Source organism: Amycolatopsis sp. NPDC104863, assembly GCF_055582965.1.
In genome coordinates, this window is record NZ_JBVJOW010000002.1 from 822,278 (window position 1) to 846,537 (window position 24,260).

The 24,260-nt window shown below is 71.0% G+C and carries 26 protein-coding genes and 3 tRNA genes; 11 read left to right on the forward strand and 18 right to left on the reverse strand.

The window, feature by feature from the left end:
• Nucleotides 1–41: 41 nt before the first annotated feature.
• Nucleotides 42–1,373, forward strand: coding sequence for a nucleobase:cation symporter-2 family protein (locus ACZ63J_RS13505; protein WP_465400734.1), 1,332 nt, complete (start codon nt 42–44; stop codon nt 1,371–1,373).
• Here the strand turns inward: ACZ63J_RS13505 and ACZ63J_RS13510 are convergent.
• On the reverse strand, nt 1,324–1,899 hold the full coding sequence (locus tag ACZ63J_RS13510) for a TetR/AcrR family transcriptional regulator (RefSeq protein WP_465400735.1): 576 nt from the start codon (nt 1,897–1,899) through the stop codon (nt 1,324–1,326). The two genes, ACZ63J_RS13505 and ACZ63J_RS13510, sit on opposite strands and share 50 nt — an antisense overlap.
• An 88-nt stretch (nt 1,900–1,987) precedes the next feature.
• Between ACZ63J_RS13510 and ACZ63J_RS13515 the strand changes: the two genes are divergently transcribed.
• Entirely contained in the window at nt 1,988–2,434 is a 447-nt protein-coding gene (locus tag ACZ63J_RS13515) for a pyridoxamine 5'-phosphate oxidase family protein (protein ID WP_465400736.1), read from the forward strand.
• Here ACZ63J_RS13515 and ACZ63J_RS13520 read toward each other — a convergent pair whose 3' ends face one another.
• Nucleotides 2,435–2,941 (reverse strand): hypothetical protein, encoded by a 507-nt coding sequence (locus ACZ63J_RS13520; protein WP_465400737.1) that lies wholly within the window; start codon nt 2,939–2,941, stop codon nt 2,435–2,437.
• A gap of 170 nt (nt 2,942–3,111) precedes the next feature.
• Here ACZ63J_RS13520 and ACZ63J_RS13525 point away from each other — a divergent pair, with 170 nt between their 5' ends.
• A complete protein-coding gene (locus tag ACZ63J_RS13525) occupies nt 3,112–3,849 on the forward strand; it encodes a rhomboid-like protein (protein WP_465400738.1) in 738 nt (245 codons plus the stop codon).
• A gap of 40 nt (nt 3,850–3,889) precedes the next feature.
• Complete coding sequence (locus ACZ63J_RS13530) at nt 3,890–6,217, forward strand: sensor domain-containing protein (protein WP_465400739.1); 2,328 nt, start codon at nt 3,890–3,892, stop codon at nt 6,215–6,217.
• On the opposite strand, the gene ACZ63J_RS13535 is transcribed toward ACZ63J_RS13530, so the two are convergent.
• From ACZ63J_RS13535 to ACZ63J_RS13575, 9 genes are all read right to left on the reverse strand, one after another.
• The gene (locus ACZ63J_RS13535; RefSeq protein ID WP_465400740.1) at nt 6,211–6,996 is read right to left on the reverse strand and encodes an arylamine N-acetyltransferase family protein; all 786 of its coding nucleotides are present in this window, start codon (nt 6,994–6,996) and stop codon (nt 6,211–6,213) included. The two genes, ACZ63J_RS13530 and ACZ63J_RS13535, sit on opposite strands and share 7 nt — an antisense overlap.
• Nucleotides 6,997–7,029: 33 nt before the next feature.
• Nucleotides 7,030–7,380 carry a YciI family protein gene (locus ACZ63J_RS13540; protein WP_465400741.1) on the reverse strand — a complete coding sequence of 117 codons (351 nt, stop codon included), beginning with the start codon at nt 7,378–7,380 and terminating at the stop codon, nt 7,030–7,032.
• A 94-nt stretch (nt 7,381–7,474) separates the two neighbouring features.
• Entirely contained in the window at nt 7,475–7,951 is a 477-nt protein-coding gene (locus ACZ63J_RS13545; protein ID WP_465400742.1) for a hypothetical protein, read from the reverse strand.
• 19 nt (nt 7,952–7,970) lie between these two features.
• The gene (locus ACZ63J_RS13550; protein ID WP_465400743.1) at nt 7,971–8,540 is read right to left on the reverse strand and encodes a class I SAM-dependent methyltransferase; all 570 of its coding nucleotides are present in this window, start codon (nt 8,538–8,540) and stop codon (nt 7,971–7,973) included.
• Between the two features lie 64 nt (nt 8,541–8,604).
• Nucleotides 8,605–8,678, reverse strand: a tRNA-Phe gene (locus ACZ63J_RS13555).
• 31 nt (nt 8,679–8,709) lie between these two features.
• Nucleotides 8,710–8,783 (reverse strand) — tRNA-Asp (locus tag ACZ63J_RS13560).
• Nucleotides 8,784–8,805: 22 nt separating this feature from the next.
• Nucleotides 8,806–8,878 (reverse strand) — tRNA-Glu (locus ACZ63J_RS13565).
• 99 nt (nt 8,879–8,977) lie between these two features.
• Entirely contained in the window at nt 8,978–9,772 is a 795-nt protein-coding gene (locus tag ACZ63J_RS13570; protein WP_465439469.1) for an SCO6745 family protein, read from the reverse strand.
• Nucleotides 9,773–9,931: 159 nt separating this feature from the next.
• Nucleotides 9,932–10,186: a hypothetical protein gene (locus ACZ63J_RS13575; protein WP_465313755.1), complete on the reverse strand. Its 255-nt coding sequence runs from the start codon at nt 10,184–10,186 to the stop codon at nt 9,932–9,934.
• Nucleotides 10,187–10,851: 665 nt separating this feature from the next.
• Here ACZ63J_RS13575 and ACZ63J_RS13580 point away from each other — a divergent pair.
• Nucleotides 10,852–11,289, forward strand: a complete 438-nt coding sequence (locus ACZ63J_RS13580; protein WP_465313754.1) for a hypothetical protein — start codon at nt 10,852–10,854, stop codon at nt 11,287–11,289.
• An 89-nt stretch (nt 11,290–11,378) separates the two neighbouring features.
• Here the strand turns inward: ACZ63J_RS13580 and ACZ63J_RS13585 are convergent, their stop codons facing one another.
• Nucleotides 11,379–11,582, reverse strand: coding sequence for a cold-shock protein (locus tag ACZ63J_RS13585; protein ID WP_003097368.1), 204 nt, complete (start codon nt 11,580–11,582; stop codon nt 11,379–11,381).
• A 463-nt stretch (nt 11,583–12,045) separates the two neighbouring features.
• Here ACZ63J_RS13585 and ACZ63J_RS13590 point away from each other — a divergent pair, with 463 nt between their 5' ends.
• From ACZ63J_RS13590 to ACZ63J_RS13610, 5 genes are all read left to right on the forward strand, one after another.
• Nucleotides 12,046–13,251, forward strand: coding sequence for a L,D-transpeptidase (locus ACZ63J_RS13590; protein ID WP_465400745.1), 1,206 nt, complete (start codon nt 12,046–12,048; stop codon nt 13,249–13,251).
• Between the two features lie 236 nt (nt 13,252–13,487).
• Nucleotides 13,488–13,790 carry a hypothetical protein gene (locus ACZ63J_RS13595; protein WP_465341817.1) on the forward strand — a complete coding sequence of 101 codons (303 nt, stop codon included), beginning with the start codon at nt 13,488–13,490 and terminating at the stop codon, nt 13,788–13,790.
• Between the two features lie 4 nt (nt 13,791–13,794).
• The gene (locus ACZ63J_RS13600; RefSeq protein ID WP_465313751.1) at nt 13,795–14,349 is read left to right on the forward strand and encodes a SigE family RNA polymerase sigma factor; all 555 of its coding nucleotides are present in this window, start codon (nt 13,795–13,797) and stop codon (nt 14,347–14,349) included.
• A 5-nt stretch (nt 14,350–14,354) separates the two neighbouring features.
• Complete coding sequence (locus ACZ63J_RS13605) at nt 14,355–14,816, forward strand: hypothetical protein (RefSeq protein ID WP_465400746.1); 462 nt, start codon at nt 14,355–14,357, stop codon at nt 14,814–14,816.
• Between the two features lie 21 nt (nt 14,817–14,837).
• Nucleotides 14,838–15,092 (forward strand): hypothetical protein, encoded by a 255-nt coding sequence (locus ACZ63J_RS13610; protein WP_465341813.1) that lies wholly within the window; start codon nt 14,838–14,840, stop codon nt 15,090–15,092.
• A gap of 63 nt (nt 15,093–15,155) precedes the next feature.
• On the opposite strand, the gene ACZ63J_RS13615 is transcribed toward ACZ63J_RS13610, so the two are convergent.
• Nucleotides 15,156–16,526 (reverse strand): MFS transporter, encoded by a 1,371-nt coding sequence (locus ACZ63J_RS13615; RefSeq protein ID WP_465313748.1) that lies wholly within the window; start codon nt 16,524–16,526, stop codon nt 15,156–15,158.
• A 201-nt stretch (nt 16,527–16,727) separates the two neighbouring features.
• Here ACZ63J_RS13615 and ACZ63J_RS13620 point away from each other — a divergent pair, with 201 nt between their 5' ends.
• Nucleotides 16,728–17,315: a PaaI family thioesterase gene (locus tag ACZ63J_RS13620; RefSeq protein WP_465341809.1), complete on the forward strand. Its 588-nt coding sequence runs from the start codon at nt 16,728–16,730 to the stop codon at nt 17,313–17,315.
• 9 nt (nt 17,316–17,324) lie between these two features.
• On the opposite strand, the gene ACZ63J_RS13625 is transcribed toward ACZ63J_RS13620, so the two are convergent.
• The 5 genes from ACZ63J_RS13625 to ACZ63J_RS13645 all read right to left on the reverse strand — a co-directional run bounded on the left by ACZ63J_RS13625 (nt 17,325) and on the right by ACZ63J_RS13645 (nt 24,257).
• Nucleotides 17,325–19,967 (reverse strand): serine/threonine-protein kinase, encoded by a 2,643-nt coding sequence (locus tag ACZ63J_RS13625; RefSeq protein WP_465400747.1) that lies wholly within the window; start codon nt 19,965–19,967, stop codon nt 17,325–17,327.
• 52 nt (nt 19,968–20,019) lie between these two features.
• Entirely contained in the window at nt 20,020–20,991 is a 972-nt protein-coding gene (locus ACZ63J_RS13630) for a glutamate ABC transporter substrate-binding protein (RefSeq protein ID WP_465400748.1), read from the reverse strand.
• Complete coding sequence (locus ACZ63J_RS13635; RefSeq protein WP_465313744.1) at nt 20,988–22,406, reverse strand: hypothetical protein; 1,419 nt, start codon at nt 22,404–22,406, stop codon at nt 20,988–20,990. Before ACZ63J_RS13635 ends, ACZ63J_RS13630 begins: the two co-directional genes overlap by 4 nt.
• A gap of 94 nt (nt 22,407–22,500) precedes the next feature.
• Nucleotides 22,501–23,133, reverse strand: a complete 633-nt coding sequence (locus ACZ63J_RS13640) for a response regulator transcription factor (RefSeq protein ID WP_465400749.1) — start codon at nt 23,131–23,133, stop codon at nt 22,501–22,503.
• Nucleotides 23,130–24,257: a sensor histidine kinase gene (locus ACZ63J_RS13645; RefSeq protein ID WP_465400750.1), complete on the reverse strand. Its 1,128-nt coding sequence runs from the start codon at nt 24,255–24,257 to the stop codon at nt 23,130–23,132. The genes ACZ63J_RS13640 and ACZ63J_RS13645 overlap by 4 nt, the downstream gene beginning before the upstream one ends.
• Nucleotides 24,258–24,260 lie beyond the last annotated feature (3 nt).

Genomic DNA, 24,260 nt, shown 5'->3' on the forward strand with positions numbered 1-24,260 from the left:
CGCGCGAGGCGTTGGCTGTGCCGCGAGGAAGGGGCTTGATCATGACGGAACCCGCGGTGCACCCCGTCGACCAGGGCCTGCCCGCCGGGCGGCTCGTGCTGCTCGGCCTGCAGCACATGTCGATCATGTACGCCGGCGCGGTCGCGGTGCCGCTGATCGTCGGCAGCGCGCTGAAGCTGGACGCGGCGACGGTCGGGCTGCTGGTCAACGCCGACCTGTTCGTCGCGGGGATCGCCACGATGATCCAGGCGATCGGCATCGGCAAGATCCTCGGGATCCGGCTGCCGGTGGTCGCGGGCGCGACGTTCACCGTCGTCAACCCGATGATCCTGATCGCCTCGCAGTACGGCCTGTCCGCGGTCTACGGCGCGATGATCGCCTCCGGTGTGTTCGGGCTGCTCATCGCGAAGCCGTTCGCGAAGCTGATCCGGTTCTTCCCGCCGCTGGTCACCGGGACGCTGCTGCTGGTCATCGGCGTCTCGCTGCTCGGCCCGGGCGCGGGCCTGATCGCGGGCAACGACCCCGGTGCGGCGGACTACGCGGCGCCGTCGCACATCCTGCTCGCGTTCGGCGTCCTCGCCCTGCTGGTGCTGTTCACGCGGGTGCTGCGCGGGTTCGCCAACCAGATCGGGCCGCTGCTCGCGCTCGCGATCGGCCTCGTGGCCGCGATCCCGATGGGGCTCGTGCACTGGGACGGCCTCGGCGCGGCGAGCTGGTTCGGGCTCGCGGCGCCGTTCCACTTCGGCGCGCCGACGTTCCCGGTCGCGGCGATCCTGTCGATGTGCGTGGTCATGCTGGTGACGTTCACCGAGTCGACCGCCGACATGATCGCCGTCGGCGAGATCACCGGACGGCCGCCGACCGACTCCGACCTCGCGCGCGGCCTGGCCACCGACGGCTTCTCGGCCGTGCTCGGCGGGGTGATGAACTCCTTCCCCGACACGGCGTTCGCGCAGAACGTCGGGCTGGTGCGGATGACCGGGGTGCGCAGCCGCTGGGTGGTCGCGGTGACCGGCGGGATCCTGGTGCTGATGGGGCTGGTGCCGAAGATCGGCGCGTTCATCGCGGCCATCCCGCAGCCGGTGGTCGGCGGGGTCGCGGTGGTGATGTTCGCGATGGTCGCCGTGGTGGGCGCGCAGAACCTCCGCACGGTGGAGTTTTCGGGCAACCACAACACCTTCATCGTCGCGGTGGCGCTCGGCGTCGGGCTGCTGCCGGCGTTCGCGCCGGACTTCTTCCAGCACTTCCCCGCGTGGCTGCAGACGATCTGCGGCAGCTCGATCACGGTGGCGGCGGTGCTGGCGTTCGTGCTGAACCTGCTGTTCAACCACCTCGGCCGGCGCGCGGAGCCGGATCTACTGGAAGCGCCGTGAGCAGCCGTTCGACGAGCCGGGCGCCGGTGCCCGGCTCGACCGGGAGCCGGAACAGCACCCGCAGGTAGAGCGGGGCCAGCACGAAGTCGAGCACCTCCTCGACCGACGGCACGGGCTCACCCCGCGACGCGGCCGCGTCGAGCATCCGCTGCAGGTCGTCCCCGCGCGCCTGGAGGTATTCGAGCGGTTCCGCGCCGGGCGCCAGGGTCGCGACGAGCGCGCGCAGCAGGATCTGGCCGTGCCGGTCGCGCATCGCGGCTTCGACCCCCTCGGCCCAGCCGAGCAGGTCACCCCGCAGGGCGCCGGTGTCCGGGATCGGCGACGTCATGCGCAACCGGGTGACGGCGGCGTCGAGCAGCAGGCTGTCCCGGCTGCCCCAGCGCCGGTAGATGCTGGTCGGGTTGACCCCGGCCCGCTCGGCGATCTTCGGGATGGCCGCGTCGATCTCCCCCGCCGCGAGCAGCTCGACGACGGCGTCGTGCACCGCGTCGCGGACACGGGCGCTGCGGCCGCCGGGTCGGGTCATGCGGCCAGCTTAAAGCAATCACACTTGCCTTAGCGACCGGAGTCTGCGTAGCCTTAAGTCAAACAGGATTGCTTTAAGGAGACTCGAGATGGCGCGCAAGATGACCCGGGACGAGCGTGAAGCGTTCCTCGCCCAACCGCAGGTGGGCGTCCTCAGCGTGACGGCCGAACCCGGCCGGGCGCCGCTGACCACGCCGATCTGGTACCGCTACGAGCCGGGCGGGGACGTCGTCGTCATGACGTCGCCCGGGCTGCGGAAGACCCGGCTGATCGAGGAGGCCGGCCGGTTCGCGCTGTGCGTCCAGCAGCAGGACGGCGTCTACAAGTACGTCTCGGTCGAGGGTCCGGTGGTGAAGACGTGGCCGATGACCAAGGCGGAGCGGCACGAGATGGCGGCCCGCTACCTGCCCCCGGGTGTCAGCGAGGCCTACACGGACGCGACCGACGACACCCACGGGAGCAACATCGCGATCGTGATGCGGCCCGAGCGCTGGAACACGTCGGACTTCAGCGACCTCGCGGAGAAACTGGCCTGATCACCAGCAGATGACGAGCAGGCAGGTCGACGTCTTGGTGGGCGGCGGCGGGTTGTGGCCGTGACTCGGCGGGGGCGTCGAGGGCGGGGTGCTCGTGGTCGCCGGGCCACCGCTGGTGGGCGTGGTGGTCGGCGTCGTGGTGTCGGCGCTGCTCTCGGTGGCCGGGTCGGTGCCCGGCACCTCGGTGACGGTCTCCCGGGGCACGCCGACGCCGGGGACGACGTCGCCGCCACCGGTGCCGCCCTCCGGCGGGGAGTCGGTGGCCTGGTCCGCGCCGCCGAGGCCGGTGGTGCGCTGCGGGAACGGGATGACCTGGATCTGGTCGACGGGGGACGCGTCCTGGCTTTCCTTGCCACCGCCGAAGGCGACCAGCACCGCGGCGGCGCCGCAGCCCATCACCACGGCGAGCATCACCGCGAGCACGCGCCACCGCGACTGAGCCGGTGCGTCGCGGTCGCCCCAGCCCTCGCGGACGAGCAGCTCGGCGACCGATACCTCGTCGTTCACCCCGAAAGACCTTCCCGAAAGGCCTTTCGGCCGACATCGTGGCCGTATTTTTACCGCACAAAGCACCCGAACGTGTGAGGTAGGGGCAAAAATTCGTCACGTAACGTCGAATCTGACCGTGAGTGACAATCCACAGCGTTTTCACAGCTGGCTTTCGTGATACTCCCAGCATGACCAGCGAGGCTCGGTCCATGCTGCTGAAAGCCGCCCGGCCGGTCCCGCGGACAGCGGTCGTCCGGCGGTGGGCGCGCTTCGTCCCGAACCCGAAGGCGACCCCCTTCACCTTCGGCTACCTCGTCCTCCTCCTCGGCACCACGCTGCTGCTCCGGTTCGCCGACCCGGCGTTGACCGACCGGCTGCTGCGGCTGTCGAGCACCGACGCCCACAACCTCTGGCGGCGGCCGCTCACCTCGCTGCTGACCAGCGCGATCTGGCTCTCGGACGAAGGCTGGCTCGCCTACGTGGTGATCTTCGCGATCGCCGTCGCCCCGCTGGAACGCCGGTTCGGCGCCCGCCGCGCGGCCACCGTGTTCTTCTCCGGGCACGTGCTGGCCACGCTTGTCACCGAGCTGCCGGTGATGGCGCTGATCAGCACGCACGTCCTGCCGAGCTCGGCGGGGCACTGGCTCGACATCGGCGTCAGCTACGGCTTCTTCACCACGGCCGGCGCGCTCGTCTTCCTGCTTCGCGGCCGGGCGCGGCTGGCGGCGCTGGCCGTGCTGGAGGCGTTCATCGCGGTGATCTGGCTCGGCGACGACCCGACCGGCCTCGACTCGGTCGTCACGTTGCTCGGACACGCCTTCGCCGCGCACTTCGGGCTGCTGTTCTGGGGGCCGCGGCTGCGCGGCCCATCCGCAGGCCGGGCCCGGATTCCGGCGGGTATGCACAAGCCGGAGTCGGTGGTGTAATCGACGGGCCACAGCCGAGGAGCATGGGGGATGGACGCTCATGGAGGCCGACTCGCTCGCCGAACTGGTCGAGTTGAGTCCCGACGCGATCTGCGTCCACGAAGACGGCGTCCTCACCTACGCGAACCGCGCGGCCCTCGAGACGTTCGCGGCGCGCTCCGCCGCTGAAGTCGTCGGACGCCGGTTCAGCGACTTCGTCGCCGAAGACGCCCGCGCCGCGCTGGTGGAGAAGCTCGCGCAGCTGACCGTCGCGGGTCAGGCGAGTGAGCCCGTCGAAGCGCTGATGTCCCGGCTCGACGGGAGCAAGTTCGCCGTGGAGACGGTCCTGGTGCGCCTCGGCAAGCCGCACGCCTTCCAGGTCGTCATGCGGGACATCACCGCGAAGAAGGCGGCGGCCGACGCGCTGCGCTACCAGGCCGCGCTGGTGTCACACGTCAGTGACGCCCTGGTGGCGACCACCGGCGAAGGGGTCGTGACCAGCTGGAACCCGGCCGCCGAGGCGGTGTACGGCTGGACCGCGGCCGAAGCCGTCGGACGGCGCGCGAGCGAGCTGGTCGGCGCGCCGCTGGACCTGCCGGCCATCCGGCGCGGCGGCGGGGTCGTGGAGGCGGTGCACCGGCGGCGTGACGGCGCGCCCCTGGCGGTCCGCGTTTCGGCAGCTGAGATGAACGACGGTTACGTGCTCGTCTGCGCCGACGAAACCGCGCGCCGGCGCGCCGAGCAGAACTACCGCACGGTCGTCGCGTCCCTCGACGAAGGCGTGCTGGTGATGGGCCCGGGCGGGCTCATCGAGGCGGCGAACCCGGCCGCGTGCCGGATCCTCGGGGTCACCGAAGCCGAGCTGATCGGCGTCCCGTGCCACACGCTGGTGCTGTTCACCGAGTCCGGGCACTGGATCCCGCCGGACGAGACGCCGTCGGTGCAGACGCGGCGGACCGGCGTCTCGCACAACGGCCTGGTCGTGCGCCTGCGCCGGCCCGACGGCCGCGACGTCTGGGTCTCGCTGACGTCGCGGCTGCTCAACCCGGACGACCCGGCGGCGCTGGCCGTCGTCACGTCGTTCACCGACATCACCGAGACCCGCGCGATCAGCGCGCAGCTGGCCCACGACGCCACCCACGACCCACTGACCCGGCTGGCGAACCGGACCCTGGTGCTCGACCGGCTCGCCGTCCGCGAGCGCGGCGCCGTCACGGTGTTGTTCCTCGACCTGGACAAGTTCAAGGTCATCAACGACTCGCTCGGGCACTCGGTCGGCGACCAGGTGCTGCGGATCGTCGGCGAGCGGCTGCGCCGCTGCTCCGGGCGTGACGACCTGGTCGGCCGGCTCGGCGGCGACGAGTTCGTCGTGGTCACCGGTGAGGTCACCGAGACCGGCGAGGTCCGCGCGCTGGCCGAGCATCTGCGGGCCGCGCTGGCCGAGCCGATCGGCGTGCTCGGGCGGCAGCTGCACCTCGACGCCAGCATCGGCGTGGTGCTCGTCGGCGAGGCGGACCGGCGCAGCGCCGAGGACCTGCTGCGGGACGCGGACGTCGCGATGTACCAGGCGAAGACGCTCGGCCGGGGCCGGCACCACTTCTTCGACGTCGGCCTGCGCGAGCGGATGCAGCGGCGGTTGCGGATGGAGCAGGACCTGCGCGACGCGGTGCAGGACGGCCAGCTCTGGCCCGCCTACCAGCCGGTCGTCGACCTGCGGACCGGCGAGATGGTCGCGGTCGAGGCGCTGCTGCGCTGGACGCACCCCCGGCACGGCGCGATCTCGCCCGCGGAGTTCATCCCGCTCGCCGAGGAGAGCGACCTGATCAACGTGATCGGCAAGGCGATGCTCCGCGCGACCACCCGCGAGCTCGCCGCGCGGCGCACCGGCCAGGGCCTGAACCTGACGTTGAAGGTCAACCTGTCGACGCGGCAGCTCGACGACCCGCACCTGGTGCCCGCGGTCCAGGACGCGCTCGCGAGCACCGGGCTGCCGGCCGGCGCGCTCTGCCTGGAGGTCACCGAAAGCGCGTTGATGCGCGACCAGGAGGCCGCCGCGGAAGTGCTGGCGTCCCTGCGGTCGCTGGGGGTGCTGCTGGCGATCGACGACTTCGGCACCGGCTATTCGTCCCTCGCCCAGCTGCGGCGGCTGACGCTGGACACGCTGAAGATCGACCGTTCGTTCATCACCGGCATCGCCGAGTCACGGGACGCGGAGGCGATCGTCACGAGCATCATCGCGATGGCCCACGCCGTCGACCTGACGGTGATCGCCGAGGGGGTCGAGTCCGCCGAGCAGCTCGAGCTGCTGCGGGCGCTCGGCTGTGACCAGGCGCAGGGTTACCACCTCGGCCACCCGGTTCCGGCGGACGAGCTGTTCGGGAGTCAGTAGAGCGCTTCGAGCCGGGCGAGCTCGTCGGCGGTCAGCTCGATGCCGAAGTCCTTGAGGGTGGTGTCGAGCTCTTCCGGCGCGATTTCCGTGGTTTCGCTGGTGCCGTCGAGCTTTTCGACGGTCAGCTCGCGGCCGAGCAGCTTGCGGCTGGTCCCGGGTTCGAGCGTCATGATCACCAGCCGTCCGGTGAACGGCGACTTCGGGTGGGTCGAGGTGTAGTGGTGGTAGACCTCGTAGTCGATGGGGTGCATCTCGGTGAGCCGGAACTCGAGCAGGTCTTCGTCGCCCTTCTGCAGCGTCCACCAGCCGTCGCGGTGCCGCAGCCGGTGCGGCCAGCCGGCCTGGTCGACCTCGTGGCCGTCGATCAGCGGCATGGGGGCGAGGATCCCGGCGCCGAACCCGACGTCGGCCAGAAACTGTTGCCCGGCAACGTCGACGACCAGCGTCATGTGCGTGTAGGGCCCGGGCCGCCGCGGCTGCACCCGCGCGGCGAGCCGGTGCACGGCGTACCCGAGCCGCTCGAGGACGGCGGCGAAGAGGCCACTCTGTTCGTAGCAGTAGCCGCCCCGCCGCCGCCCGACGAGCTTGGCGTTCACGACGTCGAGCGAAATCCCTTGGTGCTGCCGGAGAACAACGTCGACGTTCTCGAAGGGAATGGCCCGGACGTGCGCCCGCACGAGGTCTTCGAGAGCCGCCACCGACGGCGGGCGTCGCTCCAGCCCGACCCGCTCGAGGTAGGCGTCGAGGTCAACGGCGTCAATCGCCCATTCAGCGCTCATGGATCGAGGATGCAACCTCGACCAAGATCGAGGTCAACCTTCGTGCACGACCTTCCGCACCTCGACGGCGGTGTACTGCGCGTCGGGGATCTTCCCGGCCAGCTCGACGGCGCGTTCCTCGCTCTCGACGTCGACGACGTAGTAGCCGCAGAAGAAGGATTCCGCCTCGACGTAGACGCCGTCCTTGGCCTGCGGCACGCCGTTCTTGACCTGGACGGTCTTCGACTCACCGGGCTCGGCGAGCGCCTTGGTCTCGACCATCTCGCCGGACTCCGTGACCAGCTTGGTGAAGTCGCCGTGGCCCGCGTAGACGCCGTTCTTCTGGTCGTCGGTGAGGGTGGCCCAGAGGGTGGGGTTCATGTGGAGCGTGAGGAGGTAGCGCATGTCGGTCCCCTTGGATGGGTGGCGGCCCTGGTTGGGCTGCCTTTCACCCGGTGGTCGGAGCCCGTCCGGACTTCCGGACACGGGGATTTCGGCTTCACTCCTTCGGCCTAGTGCCCCAGTCCTCGGTCGCCCGGTGCCGCCCCAGCCCGACGGCGTCGAACTCGTCGAAGTGTTCTCCTTGGGCGACACCGAGTGCCCGCAGCGCCTGGGAGATCGGGCTGGTGCCGGCGGGCCGCTCTCCCGCTTCGAGCCGGAGGGGCCCGAGCGTGGTGGACCCGCCACTCCACACCTGCGCGCACTGGGTGCCGACACCGCCGAAGTAGTCGGCCTCGACGTAGGCGACGGGCCCACCCCGGGAGGCGGCCGCGAGCACGGCCCCGAATCCGGCGGGCGCTTTCCAGAAGCCGGCGAGCTCACCTGCGCCGGTCACGGTGACGGCGTCGAAGAACTCGTCGGTCATCAGCAGAAGCGAGAGGTGCGCGCCGAGCGGGACGATGTCGGCTTCGGGCTGCGACCCAGCCACCTCCCGAAGCACGCCTTCGGCGGCGACGACCGCTTCCAGGCAGTACATGCCTGGATCTTCGCGCACCTCAGCGGCGGCTGACCAGGAGGTATCGCTCGTCCTCGATCGGCCCGCCCCACAACGCCGGGTCGTCCAGCAGCGAGACCGTCGCCTCTTCCCGCCGCTCCCGGACGAGCCGCTCGCACTCCGCAGCAGGGATCCCGGCCCCGGTGAACCACCGGCCTTCGACGAGAACCAGCCGGCCGCCCGGCTTGAGCAGCCCCAGCCAGCGCCCCAGGGCCGCGGCGGGATCGGGCAGGGCCCACAGAACGTGCCGCGCGAGGACAACGTCGTAGGAACCCGCCGGATCGGCGGCATCACCCTGCCGGAGGTCAAGACGCACCCCGGCCGCCTCGGCTTTCCGGCGGGCGACGTCGAGCATCGCGGCGGAGAGGTCGATGCCGCAGACGTCATGGCCCGCCCGGGCGAGCAGAACGGCCAGGCTCCCGGTCCCACACCCGAGGTCGACGATCGCCGCCGGTTCCGGGGGCATCAGCGGGAGGAGGAGGTCTGTCCACGCCGCGCGCACCCGCGGGTCGCGGAGGCCGTGGTCGGGTTGGTCATCGAAGGTCTCGGCTTCGGCGTCCCAAGGGTTCACGCGGAGAATCCTGCCCGGTACAAGAAAAAACCACCCCGAGGGATCGGGGTGGTTTTCGTAGCGGTGGCCAGGGCCGGGGTCGAACCGGCGACCTTCCGCTTTTCAGGCGGACGCTCGTACCAACTGAGCTACCTGGCCGGGAACGCCGGCAAGGAGCCGAACGATCTTGCGACCCTGACGGGACTCGAACCCGCGACCTTCGCCGTGACAGGGCGACGCGCTAACCAACTGCGCCACAGGGCCTTGCTTGAACTACTGTACTGCGTACTCCCAACGGGATTCGAACCCGCGTTGCCGCCTTGAAAGGGCGGAGTCCTAGGCCGCTGGACGATGGGAGCCCGGCCGGTTTCGGGTGACCGACCGACCGCGCTCTCAGGTCCCCCCGGGAGCGATTACAAGCATAGGGCACGCCACCACCGCTTTGCACCGGGGGTTCCTTAAGCCTCCGGCACCCCGGGGACCTGCGCAAACGCCGCCAAGTCCGCCACCCGGCGCGCCAGCTCGGCCTGCTCCGACTCCGTCAGCGCCACGGCCAACAGCTCGCCGACGCGCTCGTCGGTGAGCGCCTCGGCTCGCCGCCACCGGTCGAGCAGGTCCGGCTTGCGCGCCGCCGACGCGATCAGCTCGTCGGCCGCCTCCGCCGGCCACGCCGTCCGCAGGAGCCGCGCGCGGCCGCCCTCCGGGTCCGCGACCACCGCCTCCGGCACGGACAGCCCCAGCGCCCGCAACGCCGCGAAGTGCAGGCCGCCGCGCAGCTCGCGGAAGACCATCAGCGCGAACCCGAGCCGTTCGGCGTCACCCTCGGGGCGTTCGGCGTTCTTCCAGCCGGCGAGGAGCGCCAGCCCGCTCGCGTCCGCGGTGTCGACTACCCGGAACAGCAGGTCCGCCAGACGGCCGGACTCCGGTACGGCCGAAAGGTGGACGCGTGACCACCGCGCCGATGACTCCGTGTAGGCGGCGACGGCGGCAGGTGCGTCGAGGGCCGCCGTCGCGGGCGGCAAGACGAACTCGAACAGCCAGTGCGGGAAGATCCCGAACAGCTCCGCGGCCACCTTCGGCGGGACGTCGCCGAGCACCGCCGAGCGCCCCCGCACGTACAGCGAACGCGCCGGCAGCCCGGCCTCCGCCTCGACCGCCGCGAGCTCCGGCGACGTCATGAACCGGCCGCCCAGCACCTGCACCACCGGCCTCACGCGGCTCGCCAGCCCCGCTGCGCCTTCGATCGTCGTCATGACCGCCCCTTTCGACGCCGCTACCGTAACAGTGTTACGAAACTAGCGTCAAGCAAGGCGGACCACGAGGGGAATCATCGACCGGAAACGGCCACAACCTGCACGAACATCACCGGAAGAGCCCGGCGGCAGCCACCCTGCCCGCCGGGCCCACCCCGCCTAACGCTGGACGGGCGCCTGCCCGTCCTCGTCCACGTTCAGCCCCAGCATCTCCAGCAGCTGCGCACAGTCCTCGACCCCCAGCGCGCCGTTCGCCACCGCCAGCCGAGCCCGCCGCACCTGGTCGTCCGACACCCGCTGCGCGTCGGCAGCCCCGCTTCGCTGCGCCGGCAACCCCCCGGCGAACGGAGCACTCCCCCCATCGGCACCTTCGTACCGAAGGAGGAACTGCCGCACTTCAACAGACCCGCTCATAGCCCCTCCATACGGCTCACAACAACTTGGCCGCGAGGCTAACCAGCGCCGGGCGCCACACACAGCCCCCCGGAGAGTGAACCTGAGGCCACGCTCCGCTCAACGCAGCGCAATCGGCAACCACGGAGAAGAACACCACCCGAACGACGGTCACCCCGCCCCGAAGTGACACCCGGAGCGGAAATTTCCCGCTCTCCACTCGCCCAACCAGCCAACTCGTGCAACAATCGAAGTGCTGACACACCCCCGGTCAGCGCCTGTGGAGATCCCCTCCGACCCCCGCGTTCCTCCCCCTGGCGCGGGGGTCCTCCATTTCTCGGACCCCCTCGGGCTGACGCCCTTCGTGGGTCCATTCATTCCGGTGTGCTGACCCGGGGGGCCGAGCCCCCCGGACCCCCCACGGTGCCTCCTGCTCGGCTTCCAGCGTGGTTACGCCTTGGGCGCTGGCGCGCCCTCGCTGGTTTTGGTGGTTGCGCTTCGGGCGCTGCGCGCCCTTGCTCTTGTGTCGTTTTGCTGTGATCGACTCGTTGGGTTGGTGACAGGTTGCTGGGTGTGTTTGGGGGTTGGGCCGTTTGGGGTGGGGTTGGGCTGATTGGGGATGGTTGGCGGCGTGTTGTGGCTCACAGTGGTTTGTGTGGTGAGACCTAACCGTTATCGTGGCCAGCGTGCCTCTTCCCTCCCTTGGCCGCTTGAGCAGCCGGACGAACCTCAAAGCCGCGTCCTCCGGACGCCATCGTGGTGCCGCGAAGCCTGCGGACGATGGTGTTGTCGAGGACAAGGAACTCACCTCGTATCTGGCCGCTTTGGCGCCGGATGCCGACAACGAAAGCACCGGGACCGGCAAGCGCTTCGGTGAAGCGCAGGTCTTCCAGCTGCGGATGAGCCTCATTGCCAGCCAGCAGCTGAAGGACATTGCCGAGGCCCGGGACATCTCGCCCCAGGCGCTCGCCCAGGAGTGGATCCTGGAGCGGCTCAACTGGGAGGGCCAGGCCTCCTCGCTGCAGGACCAGCGGCAGGTTCAGGCCGGCGAGCTCACCGAGCTCACCGATGAGTTCCACTTCCCCGCCGACGCCTTCGACGCGCCGGTCGCCGGGCGACGCTGACCTCCAGCACGCACGAGAAAGGGCCCCCGGCGAACAAGCTCGCCGGGGGCCCTTCGCTCAGGCCTTAGACAACGCAGAGGGCCTGTTTGTCAGATCGCGCGGACCTTCTGGGCCTGGGGGCCCTTCTGACCCTGGCCGACCTCGAACTCCACCCGCTGGTTCTCCTCGAGGGTGCGGAAGCCGCGGCCCTCGATCTCCGAGTAGTGAACGAAAACGTCGCCTTCGCCGCCGTCCTGCGCGATGAAGCCGAAGCCCTTCTCCGCGTTGAACCACTTCACAGTGCCTTGCGCCACCGCTGTTCTCCTCGTTACACAGATCCGCTTCGAATGCCACCGAAGCGGCACCCCGGCCGTCCCGGGCGGTTCCAACGAGACGAGTCAAGAGCGTGTCGGCTCCATGGCTCGCGTCAGAAGTTCCGCGAGTGTGAAGCCACGAACACGCAAAACGACGGCCTGCAAGCAGACTACCGGGATCTGGCCAAAGTTGAACCCCGTGATCGAGCCCAAAAATGCCGGTCCGGGCCAAGGTCACCGGAACGTCGTAGGGCTCCCCACCACGTTCTGTCGGACCCACCGGATAGTCTTGCGCAGCACAGCGACACCGTGATCACCGGATACGGCTCGGAGTCGCCCGTGCCCCCTCGGTAAGAGCTCTCCGGGACCACTGTGACCTTCGTCACGCGACTCTTGCTCAACGTCGCCGGTCCACGGGACGTCTCGATGAGGGGAAGCACCAAAGGGGCAAAGGGGAATAGGTGTGACGGTGAGGACTTCCACGCGGCGCCGGGGCGCGGCTGTGGCACTGGGCTTGGTCGCCGTGCTCACGCTGGGGGCGTGCAGCAGTGAACCGACGGTGTCGGCGAGCGGGACGTCGGGCGGGGGCCCGACGCAGCCGCCCGCGCCCACCGCGCAGCCGGCGAAGCTGACGGTGACGCCGGCCGGCGGCGCGCAGGACGTGGCGCCGGGCGAACCGGTCGGGGTCAAGGTCGACAGCGGCACGATCGTCTCGGTCACGCTGACCAACCCGGACGGCAAGCAGGTCCAGGGCCAGACGTCGGCGGACAAGAAGAGCTGGAGCACCACCGAGCAGCTCGGCTACGGCAAGACCTACACGTGGACCGGGCAGGCGCAGGGCGCCGACGGCAAGAACGTGCCCATCGGCGGCGCGTTCACCACCGTCAAGCCGAAGCGGCAGATGCAGGCGAGCCTGAACGTCGGTGACGGCCAGACGTACGGCATCGCGATGCCGATCGCGCTGACCTTCCCGAGCCGCGTCACCGACAAGGCTTCCGTCGAGAAGGCGCTGTCGGTCGAGACGACGCCGAAGACCGAGGGCTCCTGGGCCTGGCTGAACGGCGACACTTCGGTGCACTGGCGGCCGAAGGAGTACTTCAAGCCCAACACGCAGGTGAAGGTCAACGCCAAGATCTACGGCGTCAAGATCGGCGAAGGCGTGTATGGCAAGCAGGACGTCTCGGCGAGCTTCGCGATCGGGCGCTCGCAGATCGTCAAGGGCAACACCACGCAGCACACGATGCAGGTGATCCGCGACGGCCAGCAGATCGCCGACTACCCGGTGAGCTACGGCCTCGACTCCGACCCGGGCCGCGTCACGCACAGCGGCACGCACGTCGTGATGGGCAAGCAGGCGACGTACGCGATGAGCAACCCGAAGTACCACTACGAGAACGTCGTGGTGCCGTGGGCGGTCCGGATCTCCAACAACGGCGAGTTCATCCACGGCCTCGCGGCGTCGGTCTGGGCGCAGGGCAAGAAGAACATCTCGCACGGCTGCCTGAACCTCTCGCCGGCGCGGGCCAAGGAGTACTACGACGGCGTGCTCACGGGCGACCCGGTGGAGATCACCGGCAGCACGCAGACGCTGACGGCCAAGGACGGCGACTACAGCGACTGGACGTACGACTGGGCGAGCTGGCAGAAGCTGTCGGCCCTCGCCGGCTGAGACCTTCCACGAACACCGGGCGGCCGGGAAGTCCCACGCGGACTTTCCGGCCGTTCGTGTTTCCGGACCACGGGCCCGCGGCCCGCACCGAACCGCGGCACCGCCGCAACTCCGCACCCGCTCCGAACGTCTTCAAGATCGGCCGGAATCCGATGCAACCCCGGTGATCACCCACGGCATGACTAAGGGCAGAGGCGCGACGGTCCCCGCCGCGCCCGCGAGAATGAGGAGCTGTCTTGCGTATCCGCATCGCCCTGTCCCTCGGCGCGCTCGTGCTCGCCGGTGGCGCCCTGACCGGTGGCATCGCGCTGGCTTCGGAGGCGCAGCCGCCGGCCCCGACCGCGACCACCCGGCCCTCCGCGCCGCCGTCCGCGGAGCCGACCACCAGCCGCAAGCCGACCCAGGCGCCGACCGCCGTGCCCGCGCCGCCGCGTGAGGCGACGAAGGCGCCCTCCGCCCGTCCGCAGCGCGTCCCGCGTGCCGTGCCCGCCGGCCCGACCGGTGACCTGCACCTGCCGGCCATCGGGGTGACCCGGTAACCAGGTGATCTCCCGCTCCCGTCCGTCGACCGGGCCGGGCTCGCCGTGGGACGGCGAGTTCGCCCGGTACTTCGGCGAGCGCGCGCACAGCCTGCGGTCCACGGCCTTCCTGCTCTGCGGTGACTGGCACCAGGCCGAGGACCTCACGCAGGCCGCGCTGCTGAAGCTGTACCTCGCCTGGCCGAGGCTGTCGCGCCACGACGCCTTGGACGCCTACGCCCGCAAGGTCGTGCTGCGCACGTTCCTCGCCGAGCACCGGCGCAGCAGGTGGAAGCGGGAGCGGCTCACCGACACGCCGCCGGAGCTCCCGGCGGAGCCGGCCGGGAGCGACCAGGACATGCTGGTCCGGCAGGCGCTGGCCGTGCTGGGCCCCAAGCAGCGCGCCGTGCTGGTGCTGCGGTACTTCGAGGACCTGAGCGTCGAGGAGACGGCGCAGGCCCTCGGCTGCAGCACCGGCACGGTGAAGAGCCAGGCCTCCCGCGGCCTGGCAACGCTGCGCAACCGGCTCGGCCCGCACTACGAAGCGCTGTCCTTCAGCGTGACCACGGAGGGGAGGTGACGAACATGGACCCCGAAGACGACGTCCGCGCGATCCTCACCGGCGCCGCCGGTGACACCCCGCCGATGCGCCTCGAGGCCGCCGACGTGATCGAGCGCGGTGGCCGGATCCGGCGACGACGCAAGCGCGTGGCGGTCGTGGGCACCTCGACCGCGACGGCGGTGATCCTGGCGGTGGCCGGCTTCCTGGCCGGTCACCGCGCCGGGCCGCCGGAGCCGGTCGAGCCCGCCGGCCCGGTCCTGTCCACGGTCGGCACCTCCGTGCCCGCCCCGCAGCCGACCACCGAGGTCCCGGCGACGTCGGTGGCGCCGCCCGCGGCGCAGCCGGGCCGGACACCGCCGCCGCGTTCGCAGAAGACGACGGTGCCGACGCCGACCACGAGCCGCAAGGAGCGGCCGTCGTCACCGCCGTCGGCGAACCCGAGCGAAACAGTCACGCAACTGCCGACCCCGACCCAGACTCGCTAGCCGTTTCCGCAGGTCGGCGGCGTGGCGCAGATCACCGCGCCGATGTCGGTTTCCGACGAAATACCGGGGCTTCCCGTGGCGATGAACCGGGTGGTGTTCCGATCGGACGCCGGACAACTGCTCAGCCGGACGCCGCGTCGCCGGCCCGAGAACCCGAGGAGGAAGCACATGGTGTTCGCCGCACTCATCGTCGAAACCGGAATCGCTGTTGTGGTCGCGAGTGCACTCGCCGCCTGGTCCCGTAAGCGCTTCGCTCCTCGGAACGACGCCAGCTGACCTGCGACGCACGAGTGCCCCGCCCGGTGATCCGGACGGGGCACTCGTGTTCCCGGCGGAAGCTCAGCGCTGAGCGCCCGCGGAAGTCAGCTTGCCGCCGCTGCCCTCGGTCTCGATCTGGTCCATCGGCACCTGGGACGTCTCCGGGATCTTGATGATCGGGATGATCGCGATCAGCGCGGCCGCCATCAGGTAGTACGCCGGCCAGTCCGGGTTGCCGGTGCTCTGGATCAACGCCGTCACGATGACACCGCAGGTGCCGCCGAACAGCGACGTCGAGACGTTGTAGCCGATCGCGAACGAGCCGTACCGGACGCGGGTCGGGAACATCGCCGGGAACGTCGAGCCGATCACGGCGAGCATCAGCACCAGCAGGATCGCCACGATCAGGAACCCGACGAACAGCCAGAAGATGCTGCCGGACTGCATCAGCTTGAGCGACGGCCAGCTCAGCACGAGGAACCCGATGGCCGCGGTGAGCAGCAGCGGCTTCCGGCCGATCTTGTCGGACAGCGCGCCCAGCGGGATGATGATCGCCATCTGGAGCACTTCGACCGCGATGATGATCAGCGTCGAGGTGTTGTCGTTGATCTTCAGCGTCTCGGTGAAGTACGTCGGCATCGTGGTCAGCAGCAGGTAGTCCGCGACGTTCAGCAGCAGGACGATGCCGATCAGGTTGAGGATCATCCGCCAGTTGCGGGTGAAGATCTCCTTGAGCGGCGCCTTGTGCGGCTTGTGGCCGGCGGCTTCCATCCGGCGGAACTCGGGGGTGTCCTCGAGCTTGTTCCGCAGGTAGAGCCCCACGAGGCCGAGCGGCAGCGCGACGAAGAACGGGATCCGCCAGCCCCAGGCGTCGACCTGGTCGGCCGACAGGGAGAGCGTCACGGAGAGCACCACGAGGTTGCCGAGCACGTAGCCGGCCAGGGTGCCGAGCTCGAGGAAGCTGCCGAAGAAGCCACGGCGCTTCGTCGGGGAGTACTCGGCGATGAACGTCGCCGCCCCGCCGTACTCACCACCGGTGGAGAAGCCCTGGATGATCCGCAGCAGCAGGATCGCGATCGGCGCCGCGATGCCCATGCTGTACCCACCGGAGTACGTCGGCAGGACGCCGACCAGGAAGGTGCAGCCCGACATCAGCAGGATGGTGATGGCGAGGACCTTCTTGCGCCCGATCTTGTCGCCGAGCGGTCCGAAGAACGCCCCGCCGAACGGCCGCACGATGAACCCGACCGCGAGCAGCGCCAGCGACTTCAGCACGGCGTTGCCCTCGCCCGGGAAGAACTCCGAGCCGATGCTGACGGCGATCGCGCCCGAGGTGAAGACGCCGTAGTCGTACCATTCGGTGGCGTTGCCCATGGCCGACGCCCACACGGCGCGCTTGACGGTTCTTTCGTCCGCTGGCGGCTTGCTCGTCGTTGCTCCAGGTTCGCTCATGCCGGCGACGACCTCCTCCGTGCAGTGCCCACTGGGCCGTTCGAGCTCATCAACCCAGTCTTGCCCGGGCGCCGGAGCTCGGCAGCCTGAACCGGAAAACTTCTACGGTGGGGAACTTTCCGGCTACTGAGAGGTATACGTTGCCTGCATACGCCGCGGGTCGCGCGCGGGCGGGGTCTACCGGCGAGTTAACGTCAGCGCATGAGTCGTGTTTCTCAACCCTGGCCGCCGGTGGCCGTCGAGCCGGCGGTCCCGCACCCCAAGGCGCCGGCGCCGGGCACCGAGCTCGGGGTGCACTTCGGCGAGTGCTTCGGGTGCGGTGACGAGGCCGACGCCGGGCTGCACCTGCGCTCGACCGTCGGCGAGGGCCAGGTGATCCACTCGCGGTTCACCGTGACCGCGGCGCACCAGGGCGCGCCGGGGCTGGCCCACGGCGGCCTGCTGGCCTGCGCGTTCGACGAGGCGCTCGGCTCGACGGTCGGCAACCTGATGCGCCGTCCGGCGGTGACCGGCAAGCTCGAGACGGACTTCCGCCGTCCGGTGCCGGTCGGCTCGACGCTGTTCATCGAGGCCCGACTCGACGGCATCGCGGGCCGCAAGATCTACGTCAGCGCCGACGGCCGGCTCGACGCCGAAGACGGCCCGATCGCGGTGAGCGCCCGGGCGCTGTTCATCGTCGTCGGCTTCGAGCACTTCAGCACGCACGGCGACCCGCAGGCGCTGGAGAAGCTGGCCGAGCAGCACGAGAAGAACCAGCGGCAGCGCGGCGACTGGGAGATCAACCCCTGACGCGCACGCTCACGTGAGCGTGCGCGGCCGGATCGCGTTCGCGCGGTCGACCAGCTCGACGCGCTGCTCGATCGTCGCCGCCAGCCGCGCCAGGGCGCGGTAGCACCGCTCCAGCCCGAACCGCAGCTCACGCTCCTCGAGTGAGCACCCCAGCACGCGCGCGCCCTGCGTCGGGGCGCTCTGCTTGGGCCCGCGAAGCCACTCGTACGCGGCTTCGAGCACTCCGGCGCTGAGCCGGGTCTGACGCTCGACGTCGAGGCCGAGCCGCTCGAGCCGGGCCGACGCGTCGAGCAGGTCGTGCTCGGTGACCGGGGTCTCCCGGCCGTTCGCCTTGGTCGCCGTCGTCTTGATCTTGATGGCCGCGACCTGGGCGTCGACGTAGTGGGTCGAAGACGGCGGCACGGTCTCGAGCACCTCGACCGCGCTCGCCCGCGCGCCCTGCGCGAGGTAGACGCGGGCGAGGCCGAAGGCGGCGCTGACGTAGTTCCGGTCGGTCCGCCAGACCAGCTCGTAGAACCGCGCGGCGGCGAAGTAGTCGCCGACGCCTTCGGCGCTGATCGCCAGCGCCAGCTTCGGCGCGACTTCGCCCGGCAGGTCGTCGTACACGGCTTCGAACGCGACGTGCGCGACGCGGGAGCGGCCGCCGGCCAGCTCGATCAGGCCGCGGTACCAGTCGATCCGCCAGTCGTGCGGGAAGCCGTTCTTGATGGCCAGGTACTGCGCCGCCTGCAGCTGCCGCTGCGCTTCGGACAGCTCGCCCAGCTCGATCCGGGCGCGCACGATCCGCAGCCGCACCTCGATCGACTCCCGCGGCGCGCCGGCGAGGGCTTCGATGGCGCCGCGCGGGTCGAGCGCGGTGGTGGTGGCGAGCACGCCCGCCGCCGGGTCGTCGGTGTCGACCTGCGGGATCGGCAGGCCGGCGACCACTTCGGCCGCCCCGGGCAGCGGCACGCTGGCGCCGGCCTCCGGCACCACGAGCTGGACGCCGAACGTGCGGCTCTCCGGGCCGAACACCGTGGACGCGCCGGGCCGCGGCTTGCCGGTGCCGAGCGCCATGATCTCGCGCAGCACGCCGGTGAGCTGGTCGGACATCTCCTCCGCGGAGAGGAACCGGCGGTCGGGGTCGGTGTGCGTCGCGCGGCGCAGGAACCGGTAGTACGAGCCGAACAGCGCGAACAGCGGGACCGCGTCCGGGCTGGGCAGGGTCGTCTTGAACTTGGTGGTGTAGCCGGTGAACTCGAAGCTCAGCACGGCGAGCGTGCGCCCGACGGTGAACAGGTCCGACGCGATCGACGCGCCCTGGGTCGCCAGTTCCGGCGCGCTGTACCCGGTGGTGAAGAACAGCGGGCTTTCGTAGTCGTCGAGCCGGCGGACGGCGCCCAGGTCGATCAGCTTCAGCTGCTCGTTGGTCTGGATCACGTTGTCCGGCTTGAGGTCGCAGTAGAGCATCCCCTGGCTGTGCAGGTAGCCCATGGCGGGCAGGATCTCCAGCCCGTACGCGATGACCTGGCCGATCGGCAGCGGCTCGGGGCGGCGGCTTTCGCGGTGGTGCGCGAGGGCCAGCTGCCGCAGCGACTGGCCGCCGACGTACTCCATCACGATGTAGCCGACGGTCGTCTCGCTCTGGCGGTCCGGGTGCTGCACGAAGTTGTGGATCTTGACGATGTTGGGGTGCTCGACCTCGGCCAGGAACCGCTGTTCGTTGGCCGCGGCGGCCAGCGCCGTCGGGTCACCGGAGTCGATCAGTCCTTTGAGGACGACCCAGCGGTCGCTGACGTTGTGGTCCTGCGCCAGGTAGATCCAGCCGAGCCCGCCGTAGGCGAGCGCGCCGAGCACTTCGTACTGGCCGCCGACCAGCTCGTGCGGCTGCAGCTTGGGCAGGAAGGAGAACGACGTGCCGCAGTTGTCGCACTTTCCTTCCGCCGCACCGGGTTTTCCGTCCGCGCTCCGGCCGACCTTGGCGGAACACTTGCTGCAGAAGCGCTTTTCCTCCGACACCATCGGGTTCGCCAGCACCGCCGACGCGGGGTCGCGCGCGGGCACCGGCGGGACGTCGACCAGCCCGGCGCCGAGCCGGCCGCGACGCGAGCGCGTGCTGCGTGACGACGTCCGCCGCGAAGTGCCGGGGAACGCGCCGGGCCCGGAGCCCGAACCGCTCCCGCTGCCCGTGCCCGTCCCGGTGCCGGTGTGGCGGCCTTCGCTGGGGCGCTCGGGCAGCACGCTTTCGGTGCCGGGGTCCGGCAGCGGCAGGCCCGGGCCGGTCTCCGGCCGGGGCGCCGGCGGCATGATGCTCTGGGTCTCCGGCGCGGGCGCGGCGAGCACGCTCGTCGGCTGCGGCGCGTTCGGGTCCGGGCGGACGGCCTGCGTGGGCGGCGCGACGGGCTGGAAGCTGCCCGGCGGCCGGGTCGGGTCGTCCGCGCCCGGGACCGGCCCGCGCGGGGGCGCCTGCTGGCCGCGCGGCGGGGTCGGCGGGCGGCGCACGGGCGCGTGGAAGACGGTCTCCTGGCCCGGCTCGGCGTCGTCGAGGCGGCCGGAGATCGACGGCTCCGGGGTCTCCCACCGCACCGGCGGTGGCGGCTGCCAGCTCGGCGTGGCCACCTGCTGCTCGTCGTCCGGCGCGGCGTGCCGAGGACGGCGCGGCTCCTCCGACACTGCTACCTCCCAGATCCCCGGCGTGCGGAGATCGATCCTAGTCGCGACCGGCTCACTGGTACTGCGCCGACGGCGGGGACGCCGGGCCCAGCGAGGGCTCCACCCACTTGCGGTAGCTGTCCTGCCAGGCGCCCCCGGTGCGGACGTTTTCGAGCACGGCGTTGACGAAGCGGACCATGTCCTCGTTGTCCTTCGGCACGCCGATGCCGTAGTTCTCCTCGGAGAACTGGTCGCCGACGACCTGCAGCGCCGGGTCCTGCGCGGCCATGCCGGCGAGGATCGTGTCGTCGGTCGACACGGCGTCGACCTGGCCCTGCTGGAGCATCACCAGGCAGTCCGACCAGTTGTCCACCGAGACCGGCACCGGCTTCGCGGGGTCCGTCGCGATCTTCGCCGCGGACGTCGACTTCTTCGCCGCGCACACCTTCTTGCCGCTCAGGTCGGCCAGCTTGGTGACGTTGGACTCCTTGGTGACCAGGATCCGCTGCCCCGCCTTGTAGTAGACGGACGAGAACTGGACGTTCTTCTTCCGCGAGCAGGTGATGCTGAAGGTCCGGACCACGATGTCGACCTGGTGCTTCTCCAGGACCTCCTCGCGCTGGCCCGACGTGATCGCGCGGAACTGGACGTGGCCGTCCGGTGAGCCGAAGATCGCGCGCGCGATCTGGTTCACCATGTCGATGTCGAAGCCCTCGAGGTTGCCCGTGGTGGGGTTGCGGAAGCCGAAGAGGTAGGTGGTCTGGTCGACCCCGGCGATCAGCTTCCCGCGGCGCTTGATCTCGCCCATGGTCGAGCTGTCGGGGACGTTCGTGCTGCTCGGCGACAGGCTGGCCAGCGGGTTGCAGCTGGTGTCGGTGCCCCCGCCGGCGCTCGCGTCCGGCCCGCCGACGTGCGCGGGCTGCGGCCAGGCGGCGTTGCTCACCGGCGCCGGGTCGACCGGCTGCCCGGGACTGCCGCAGGACGCCGCCAGCAGTGCGACGACCGCCAGCACACCCGCCCGGACCGTGTTCCCCCGCCTGCTCACCGGTACTCCCTCAGTCGCTCCCGGACCCCCATGGTGACACCCGCCGCGGCGACGATGGCCAGCACGGCGAGGCCGGGCGCGAGGAACGTCAGCGCGCGGTCGCCGTTGTGGGTGTCGTCGAGGAACTGCTGCCGGCCGACGTCGATCGCGGCCTGGAGGCTGTCGTCGAGCCGCCGGAACGCCGGCGCCGAGCCGCCGTCCTTGCTCTCCAGCACGGCGGCGTCGACGGCTTCCTGGTACAGCCCGCCGTTGTCCTGGGCGCGCACCTGCGCGTGGGCCTTCAGCCAGTCGTTCGCGGCCTTCGTCGCGTCGGCGACCTTCGCGGCGCCTTCGCCGTCGGTGATCAGGCCGCGGGCCTCGCCGAGCAGGCCGGCCTGGCCGTCGGGACCCAGCAGCTGGGCCGCGTTGGTGCCGAAGTCCCGCTCGTACGCCGCGCCGTCACCGCGGGCGACCAGGGTGAGCGTTTCGTCGGCGCGGGCCTGCAGCGCGGCGATCCGCGCGCGGACCAGGACGTCGACGCGGTGGGATCCGTCGTCCTGCCCGCTGCCGACGAGCGCGCCCTGGAAGATCAGCGCGACCGCGCCCCACAGCAGCGACACCACGACGGCCGCCGTCGCGACGACGAGCCCGACGTTGAGCAACCGGTTGGTGCGGCGGGTCAGGTAGACCTGCGCGACGACGAGCGCGGCGAGCAGCGCGACCATCAGGATCGTGGCGAGCCACGGGAATCCGGTGGCGCTGTCCTGTTCTTCGACGAGCCGCGCGGTGTCGACGCGGTAGAGGTCCTGCGCGGCGGGAAGGATCTTCGCGCGCATCAGTTCGGACGCCTCGCGCAGATACGACGCGCCGACCGGGTAGCCGAGGCGGTTGTTCGCGCGCGCCGTCTCGACGAGCCCGGTGTAGACGGGCAGCTGCTGGTTCAGCACGTCGACCGGACCGGCCGCGTCGGCGACGTCCGAAGCGTCCGAAGCCGCCTTCGCGAGCGCGGCGCCCGCTTCGGCGATGTCACGCTCGTAGCGCTGGCGGAGCTCGGGCGGTTCGGTGCCGATCGAAAGGAACGCGCTCGCGGCGGTCGCGTCGGCGTCGGAGAGTGAGCGGTAGACCTGCTGCGAAGCGGCGGCGAGGGGCTCGCGGTGGTCGATGACCCCGCTGATCGTGTTGTCGCGGTCCTGCACCGACAGCGTCGCGACCAGCCCGGCGACCAGGGCCAGCAGCACCAGCCCGACGGCGATCACGGTGAGCCGGCCGGGGGTGGTCGCGGCGGACCGGACGATCGCGCGCACCCCCTGCCCCGGCAGGTCCAGCAGGCCCAGCAGGCCGCTGCGGCCCCCGGCGCGGTCGCGGCCTTCCGGTGGCGACGGCGGGGGTCCCGGCGCGGGCGCCGTGGGACCCGGGGCCGTCGCAGTGCTGGTCATCCCCGATTCCTCCCCGAAAGCTGTACTCGCAGAAGGTAGCCGAGTCGCCGTGCGCGCAGCCACCGGCACCGCCCGCCGTCATCAGCACGTGATCTCAGAGGCGGTGCGTCAACGCGTACCTGACGGCCTCCGCGCGGTGCCGGGCGCCGATCTTCGCGAAGGTGTTGTTGATGTGCGTTTTGACCGTGGCTTCGCCGATGTAGAGCTCGGTCGCGATCTCCGGGTTGGTCAGGCCGCGCGCGACCAGCGTGAGGACTTCGGCTTCGCGGGCGGTCAGGCCGTCCGGCGGCTTCTCGCCGGACACGGACCAGGTTCCGAGCGCGGCGACGAGCCGGTCGGAGACCTCGCCGGTGAAGATGGCCTGCCCGGCCGCCGCGGACCGGAGCGCGGCGGCGATCTCGGCGCGTCCGGAGTTCTTCGTCAGGTAACCGCGGGCGCCGGCACGCAGCGCGTCCGCGATCGACGCGTCGTCGGCGTACGTCGTCAGGACGACAACGGCGGTGCCGGGGTGGTCGCGCCGGATCAGCCGGGTCGCGGCGACGCCGTCGAGCTCCGGCATGCGCAGGTCCATCAGCACGACGTCGGCGGGGCAGGCGGTGAGGACGTCGACGGCTTCGCGGCCGTTGCCCGCCGAAGCGACGACGTCGACGTCGTCGAGCAGGCCGAGCAGCGCGACGAGCCCTTCGCGCACCGACTGCTGGTCGTCGGCCACGACCACCCTGATCAACTCCGCACCTCCGCGAGCACGCGCCAGTAGCCGTCTTCCGGCCCCGAACTCAGCGTGCCACCGGCGAGGGCGAGCCGCTCGCGCATCCCGGCCAGGCCGAAACCTTCACCTGTCCGAGTGAATTCGCCCAGCTTGTTGCGGACGTCGAGCCGGACGGCGTCCGGTTCGTAGGTCAGCCGCATCCGGATTTCTTCGCCCGGCGCGTGTTTTCCGGCGTTCGTCAGTGCTTCGCGCGCGATGCCGACCAGCGCGACGACCACCGCGGACGGCAGCGGCCGGGGTTCGCCGTCCGCGTCGAAGGACACGGCGACGCGGTGGTCACGGGCGTGCGTGGTAGCGGTCGCGGCGAGCGCGTCGGCGAGTGGCAGAACGTCCCGGCGCAGCGCGGTGACGGCGTTGCGCGCTTCGACGAGCCCGTCGGCGGCGAGCCGGCGCGACCGCCGGACGGACTTGAGCGCACCGTCCACATCGGACCGTTCTTCGAGCAGCGCTTCGGCGAGCTCGAGTTGGACCCCCAGTGCTCCCAAGGAATGCGCCAGGACGTCGTGCAGCTCGCGGGCGATCCTCGTGCGTTCGTCGAGCGCGGCGGCCCGCGCGTGCTCGGCCTGCGCGACGCGGGTCTGTTCGAGCAGCGCCTCGGCCTGCAGCGCCTGGACCTCGTACTGGCGCCGGTTGAGCCCGACCAGCACGAGCAGCAGCATCACGCCGGCGTCGGAGAACGCGTCGGCGAGGGACTGCCCGGCGACCAGGTGCGAGCCGGCCGCGAGCACGATGTCGAGCAGGCCGATCCCGAGGATCGCGGCGACCCCGACCGAGGTGAGCGTCGCGAGCCGGCCGAGCGCGATGACGGACAGCACGATCGCCGAGGAGTCCCCCGCCCAGCCGACGATCACCGCCGGCAGCGTGCCCGCCACGGCGAGCAGCACGGCCGCGGTCTTCGGCGCCCGCGAGGCGAACACGACGAACCCGAGCCAGCATGCGCTCGAGACGCCGTAACACGTCCAGATCCACGGGTCCGGCTCGCGCGCCGTCAGCAGCGTCGCGGCGAAGAAGAGCGTGCCGAGCAGCTGCACGACGAGCCAGCTCGGCGCGATGGTGTCCGGCAGCGCGGGACGTTTCGGCACACC

Excerpts from the sequence above, each read along its gene's own strand:
- ACZ63J_RS13505 (WP_465400734.1), top strand. The coding sequence starts at position 42 with ATGACGGAACCCGCGGTGCACCCCGTCGACCAGGGCCTGCCCGCCGGG.
- ACZ63J_RS13510 (WP_465400735.1), bottom strand. The coding sequence starts at position 1,899 with ATGACCCGACCCGGCGGCCGCAGCGCCCGTGTCCGCGACGCGGTGCAC.
- ACZ63J_RS13515 (WP_465400736.1), top strand. The coding sequence starts at position 1,988 with ATGGCGCGCAAGATGACCCGGGACGAGCGTGAAGCGTTCCTCGCCCAA.
- ACZ63J_RS13525 (WP_465400738.1), top strand. The coding sequence starts at position 3,112 with ATGACCAGCGAGGCTCGGTCCATGCTGCTGAAAGCCGCCCGGCCGGTC.
- ACZ63J_RS13530 (WP_465400739.1), top strand. The coding sequence starts at position 3,890 with ATGGAGGCCGACTCGCTCGCCGAACTGGTCGAGTTGAGTCCCGACGCG.
- ACZ63J_RS13535 (WP_465400740.1), bottom strand. The coding sequence starts at position 6,996 with ATGAGCGCTGAATGGGCGATTGACGCCGTTGACCTCGACGCCTACCTC.
- ACZ63J_RS13540 (WP_465400741.1), bottom strand. The coding sequence starts at position 7,380 with ATGCGCTACCTCCTCACGCTCCACATGAACCCCACCCTCTGGGCCACC.
- ACZ63J_RS13545 (WP_465400742.1), bottom strand. The coding sequence starts at position 7,951 with ATGTACTGCCTGGAAGCGGTCGTCGCCGCCGAAGGCGTGCTTCGGGAG.
- ACZ63J_RS13570 (WP_465439469.1), bottom strand. The coding sequence starts at position 9,772 with ATGACGACGATCGAAGGCGCAGCGGGGCTGGCGAGCCGCGTGAGGCCG.
- ACZ63J_RS13575 (WP_465313755.1), bottom strand. The coding sequence starts at position 10,186 with ATGAGCGGGTCTGTTGAAGTGCGGCAGTTCCTCCTTCGGTACGAAGGT.
- ACZ63J_RS13605 (WP_465400746.1), top strand. The coding sequence starts at position 14,355 with ATGGACCCCGAAGACGACGTCCGCGCGATCCTCACCGGCGCCGCCGGT.
- ACZ63J_RS13615 (WP_465313748.1), bottom strand. The coding sequence starts at position 16,526 with ATGAGCGAACCTGGAGCAACGACGAGCAAGCCGCCAGCGGACGAAAGA.
- ACZ63J_RS13620 (WP_465341809.1), top strand. The coding sequence starts at position 16,728 with ATGAGTCGTGTTTCTCAACCCTGGCCGCCGGTGGCCGTCGAGCCGGCG.
- ACZ63J_RS13635 (WP_465313744.1), bottom strand. The coding sequence starts at position 22,406 with ATGACCAGCACTGCGACGGCCCCGGGTCCCACGGCGCCCGCGCCGGGA.